Genomic DNA, 5705 nt, shown 5'->3' on the forward strand with positions numbered 1-5705 from the left:
ATGCCGGCAACTCATCCTGGATCGCGTCGAGATTGTAGCGCACCTGCCCAAGCGGGTTGCGCATCTCATGCGCAATGCCGACGGCAAGCGCCTGAAGCGCCGAGTTTTTTTCCTGGGCCAGCTGGCCTTTTTTGTTGCTGTCGCTGAAAAAATATCCGGCTCCTATCGTAAAAACCAGAACAAGGGCGTACAGGGCTATATTGAAATGCGGCTCAAGCGTGATATGGGGAGGAACATAATGGGAAAACAGAATGGCAAGAGCGACACCGATAAATAAATCAACCAGAAACATGAACCAGTTCGGTACAAAGGATATGAGAATGAACAGCATGAATATTTCCCAGTACAGCCATAACTCATGAAAATTGGTTTCAAAAAGTTGAACCGTAAAAATGAAAGGCAGAACGAAAATCAGGCCGAAATGCCAGTACAGCGGGAAATGCTTTTGCAAAAACGAGGGGAATCTATCGCGGAACAGTACGGAAAAGCAAAACAGCGCTGCAATAACACGAAGAAATACATTTTCATAAGGCAAATGAAACCAATACTTGAACAGAAAATAAAACAACAGATGCGCCGGCGATCCTATCACGGCAATGGCAAAAATATTCTGCCTTGATATCTGAGTCCCCTCTCTAACACAGCTTCTGATATAATTGAAAACGTTCAATCCCTCCCCCCTTGTTCAGTTTTTTGACAGCTCTCCGCAAATAATCCTCCGACAGCACAAGACCGTCACTGGGTCCGGGCTGCTCCCTGGACCTGCATGCAATCGATAATGAAATGCAGAATAAGCGCATAGGGCTGTTGGAAGGTATTTGCAGACAAACAACTCCCAGGTATTACCGAAGATAAAAGAATAAGCAGCAATGAGTTTTTCACTCTGACTGATAATAACTCCGGACTTGGCGGAGATCATTTTCATTTACCTTGCTGTTCTGGTACTGAAACGCAGAACGAACAAGATTCAATACTTTAATTCCATAAGCGCCTGCATCAGGTAATAAAACGATTTCATCGAAAACCAAAAGCCTTGTTTCCTCAGGAAAAACGCTATGCAGATAACCGGTAATCGCAGCGGCAAAAGAAAAAAAGCGTAGCACTTGCCAATACTCCTGCCGCCAAAATTCGGGATTCCAACTCAAAAAACAGAAGGGCACTCCGCTTTGGTCGAGATGAAATACAGATGCAATGCCCTATATCTCCCCGCCGATCACGACAGACTTTTTCATATATGGTACGCTTTATTTCTGAAAAGCGAAATCTTCTCATCAAATTGCACCTTGTTTCTCATACAAACCTTTTCAGTAAAACGGTTTAGCTGCTGAAATCTCTCCTCGTCCCTGATCGATTTCCCTTTAAGAACGGTCTGAACGCAGAGCCTGCCCCACTGAAAAATCTGGCCGACAACATACCCCTCCTTATCTTTTTCTCCATCACAAAGAGAAAAGGTATTGTATGTTCTAATTACAGCCGGAGCTTTTTTTGAAAGATAGGTAAAAAAATCCGCCTGATAATGCAAGAGAGCGATCTTGCCGTTCAACGGCAAGCCGTTATGGGCAAGATGCACCGTCGCGGTCGATACCTGACGCAATGCCTCAAGAATCAGCATCCCTTGCAGGTGTTCGGATTCATGATCGAAACGGATTTCCGGAGATTCCGAAAAAAGGTTGAAATACATGAAGGGATCTTCCCGATGCACCCTTGAAACCAGTACATTTTCACTCCGCGCTTTGTGAACAAAATGCTTTTCCAGTGGATCAGGAAGCACATCCTGTTCAGTCAATGCGATCTGACTGTTCAGAAGGGTTATGATATCAAGAGGGATTCTCTTCAGCATCCCGCTTATGATATCGATATCAGGCAAACTCTCGTCGCCAGGAAAGGAACGGCAAAACGATGTTACTGCCGCATAAACCAGCGGGTTTTCGCGCCGGAAACCGGGAGAAAGATAGATTTCGCAGGATTGACCCAGCAGGAAAATATAACGGATTGCCTCGTCAACCGACGACATATGCATAACCTGAACAATGGTGATTCCGGATGGTAGTGCATCACCATCAAAAAGCAGGGTATATGGCTTTTTTCCGGGAAAAAAGGTAAGAATCTCAGATTCTTTTGACACTTTTCGGATATCTCGCCTCCCCGGAGCACGGTTTATGCGTGTTTCTTTTACCGGCATCAACTCATGAACCGTAAACTTTTTTTCAGATTGTTGTATCATGGTTATTATTATTTCTTCATTTGGTTGGTTACGATCGGCTGTTTACAGAGTAAAATGAACAAAATCCTCTACCTGATGCGTTACAAATGAGTAACTTCCTGCGTACGTTATAATTATGGCCCGCAGGATAGCCGTGATGCCGTATGCCGTAATTGCGCCCCTGGATCCCTCCGAAAAACACCTCCATATTATTATTAAAAGGTACCGACTTGCTCCCGAATGCCAAATCCCGGATGTTGGCCAATCATTGCAATATCAAATAAAAGGAGCAAAGACTCGCAGTAAATGAAATCCCGGCGCATACGTATTTCGTCAGGGATTGCAATGGGCATCACCAGGCCAGCCATTACTTTCACGTCATATGTACAATACAAAACAGACAGAATTGGTATGAGTTTCAGCGCCTTCCGGTTATTTCAAAACAAATAAAAAAGCTCTGTAAACAAATAATTTGCAGAGCTTTAAGCGGCATGTTGGCGATTGAACATCTATTACTCAGCCTCCCCTTTTGCATTTCAGTAACGGCAGTCCCATTTACTGTTTAATACGAATTGTCACAATGTTCTCATAAGTCGTCATTCCATGACGGCAGCTTATTTACGGAAGGTGTGCAGGATGCCGACGGCAACAAAACCGTCCTTCCTGTACATTTCCCTGACGAATCCGTCGTCATCGGTAATCGCGTAAAGGTGGGAGGCTCCGTTCCGGCTGGCCCTCGACAGTGCAAAACGCTGAAGCTTTTTGCCGAACCCCCGCTGCCGATAATCCTCCTGAACCTTGAAATCGTCGAATTTCACGATACCGTTGTCGGTATACAGCTCCACATCTCCAACAACGCGGCCTTCGAACGCATACAGCAGCAGATCGAACTCTTTCCTGTTTGTGTAGATCTCCAGCTTGATTTCCGTCTGACGTCTTGCGTATGCAGCGCCCCTTGCTGCATACATATGACATTCGAACGCACGCAAAGCTTCAAGGTCACCGGTTCCCAATATCCGGCAATGTTCGTCCGGCAGCGGTTCCGAAGGCTCAGGCAGAGAAAGAACCATGATGTACCTGGCAGAATACGCCAGGGATTCGAGTTCCCCGATCGCTTGCCAGTGCTGATTCTCCGGATGAAACACTATGCTGGCATGCGGCGAGCCCGATTGCCCGGAGCAGCGCAACTCTTCTCTGACTATAGCTGCCGCCTCATCAAGAGGGGCGTCTTTCAAAATGAATACGTAGTTATATGCAGCCCGCTCCGGAATGCGGTCGTCGCTTGCCCGAACCGAGTTCGGCAATCTGAGGAGCCTGGCTCCCATTGCCGAACAGTAGCGAAATTCGGTTTCAATGATTGCATCGAGAATGGCCATGGTTATGAACAGCATACATTATCCGCCAGCTTTACCGGCGGGAAGGTTGATCAGGTAACCGGACATGCGCAAAAAAAATGGCGAACGAAAAAGAAAAAGCCTGCAAAAACATCCGTGCAGGCTTTTTCATAACTATCCCGAATGCCCTGCGGGCACAGGACTACTTCGAAGCCTCGATGGTAACGGCAATGCGCTCGACCACCTCGCCGCTACCGGGAGCACGAAGTTCGAAAAGCACCGTGCCCTTGCCTGCACGCACGGCCATGAACTTCCAGATGATCGCTCCCGGCACTCCGACAGCGGGAGTGGATGCATGCAGCACCACCTCTTCGGTCATCTCGTACACCCCGGAGTTGTCAGGAATGCAGCTCCAGGTGTAACCTGTCGATGCGGAGTTGTTGTCCCTGTAGAACCATCCGGATTCGCCGCCAACCTTCATCCGGTTGAGAAAGTGGCTGTTCAGGAGAATGCCTTCGCTCTTCATCATGATCTTATTTCTCCGTTTTGTTGTTGCAGGGAACCATCCGGACAGGAGCGTCCTCGACCTCCTGCCAGTTGCCTTTCGCGTCGAGATACCTGAAGGTTGCAGTTCCGGATTCCCAGTCGTCGGTGACGACCATGCGCAGATCCGCATTGGGCTGCAGGACCGGTCCGACACCGCCTCCTTTCGGCCAGTTGACGATCGGATAGCCTGTGGCGGTAATGAGAATGTGGCAGCTTTTCGGCATGACGCACATATAGGTGAATTCGCCGTGAAGGTTCGTGCCGATATCGAGGGGCGGACTGGTCGTCTGGGTGATGTGCCCCACGCCGTTGACACTCTTGCCCGGCGTATAGACGCTCAGGCTGACCCTGAACAGGGGAGCGCCGGGTTTTCCGCCGCCGATGTCGTAGCAGAGAGGAAACAGGCCGACCTGAACGGCTGCTTTCTTGGCCATGCTGAGTACTCCTTTCGTTATTGGTTGAGAAAACAAGACACGATGCCGCACCGGCTGACCGGCGAATTTGGTTTTTTCTCCTCCGGACCATCAACGAAACGGCAAGGCAAGCCCGCGGTTCCCTGAACCGGCAATCGAGAGGGCCATCCTTCAAAGAGAGGCATACCGTATATCCTTACATTGGGGGCTGGGGGGACTTATTGAAAACCGCTTAACGGTCAAGGCACGGTCATCAGTAAAATGAAATCAATATATTTGTGTTTGGCAAGTGTTTTTGCGCATAATGTGTCACTTCGCCGATGCGTCGGCGTTTTTCCGGGGATTGCTTCTGCGATAAACCGGGGCGAAACTCCCCCGGTCTATGCTCCCCAGGTCTCCCCGGCAGTGATTTCGGTGATCTCCCGAAGCCCGGGAACTCGCCGGTTACCCGTATATTGCAGCGTGCAAAGGAGTTTCTTCGGCGCTGTCAACTGAATTTCAGGAGTATGCTCACTTATCTGATCTGGGGAATCGGATACGGTTTTGCCGCAGCCATGCAGCCGGGACAGTTTCAGGCCTATCTCATGGCGCAGACGCTTCGTCAGGGATGGCGGAAAACCCTTCCCATGATCTTCGCTCCCCTATTGAGTGACGGTCCGGTGATCGTTATCGTCCTGTTTGCCTTGAGCCGGCTGCCGGCCTGGTGGCTGCCGGTTTTGCGGTTTGCCGGAGGTCTGTTCGCACTGTATCTGGCAGCGGGCACCTTCCGTGCATGGAGGGATTTTCGGCCTGTACAGGAGAGCCCGGCATCCGGCGTCGGGTGGAATCTGTTTCGGGCGGCACTGGTGAATCTGCTTAATCCCGGACCGTACCTCTTCTGGAGCCTCGTGACAGGGCCACTGCTGCTGTCGGGATGGCAGGAAACGCCGCTGAACGGCATCGGGTTGCTGGCGGGATTTTATATGGCGGTCATCGTGACGCTTGCCGGATTCATACTGCTTTGCTCCGGCTCAGGCAAACTCGGCCCCAGGGTAACCCGGCATCTGCTCGGCATATCGGGCCTTGCATTGGCCGCCTTCGGCCTGTACCAGATAGGCTCCGTTCTGTAGCGTTTGCAACAAAGCGGTGGCACCCCCATGCGTGACGGCAAAAAAGCATGCAGGAGATGATGCGGGTATTCCGGCGCGTCATGTCCCGCTCTTCGCGGCA

Annotated in this window: 7 protein-coding genes and 1 pseudogene; 2 read left to right on the top strand and 6 right to left on the bottom strand. The window is 50.2% G+C overall.

Annotated features, from left to right (window positions below):
• Positions 1-331, bottom strand: a pseudogene (locus WBP50_RS06770) (hybrid sensor histidine kinase/response regulator); the annotation flags it as partial.
• A 27-nt stretch (positions 332-358) separates the two neighbouring features.
• On the opposite strand from WBP50_RS06770, the gene WBP50_RS06775 reads away from it, so the two are divergent.
• Positions 359-619: a hypothetical protein gene (locus WBP50_RS06775; RefSeq protein ID WP_423932667.1), complete on the top strand. Its 261-nt coding sequence runs from the start codon at positions 359-361 to the stop codon at positions 617-619.
• Between the two features lie 259 nt (positions 620-878).
• On the opposite strand, the gene WBP50_RS06780 is transcribed toward WBP50_RS06775, so the two are convergent.
• The 5 genes from WBP50_RS06780 to WBP50_RS06800 form a co-directional block, all read right to left on the bottom strand.
• The gene (locus WBP50_RS06780; RefSeq protein ID WP_423932669.1) at positions 879-1145 is read right to left on the bottom strand and encodes a hypothetical protein; all 267 of its coding nucleotides are present in this window, start codon (positions 1143-1145) and stop codon (positions 879-881) included.
• 83 nt (positions 1146-1228) lie between these two features.
• A complete protein-coding gene (locus tag WBP50_RS06785) occupies positions 1229-2224 on the bottom strand; it encodes an AfsA-related hotdog domain-containing protein (protein ID WP_423932671.1) in 996 nt (331 codons plus the stop codon).
• Between the two features lie 593 nt (positions 2225-2817).
• Positions 2818-3594: a GNAT family N-acetyltransferase gene (locus tag WBP50_RS06790; RefSeq protein ID WP_423932673.1), complete on the bottom strand. Its 777-nt coding sequence runs from the start codon at positions 3592-3594 to the stop codon at positions 2818-2820.
• A gap of 145 nt (positions 3595-3739) precedes the next feature.
• Entirely contained in the window at positions 3740-4066 is a 327-nt protein-coding gene (locus WBP50_RS06795) for a protease inhibitor I42 family protein (RefSeq protein ID WP_423932674.1), read from the bottom strand.
• 4 nt (positions 4067-4070) lie between these two features.
• Positions 4071-4517, bottom strand: coding sequence for a DUF1842 domain-containing protein (locus WBP50_RS06800; RefSeq protein WP_423932676.1), 447 nt, complete (start codon positions 4515-4517; stop codon positions 4071-4073).
• A 485-nt stretch (positions 4518-5002) separates the two neighbouring features.
• Between WBP50_RS06800 and WBP50_RS06805 the strand changes: the two genes are divergently transcribed.
• Positions 5003-5605 carry a LysE family translocator gene (locus tag WBP50_RS06805; RefSeq protein WP_423932678.1) on the top strand — a complete coding sequence of 201 codons (603 nt, stop codon included), beginning with the start codon at positions 5003-5005 and terminating at the stop codon, positions 5603-5605.
• Positions 5606-5705 lie beyond the last annotated feature (100 nt).

This window comes from Chlorobium sp. (assembly GCF_049593655.1).
Lineage (GTDB): Bacteria > Bacteroidota > Chlorobiia > Chlorobiales > Chlorobiaceae > Chlorobium.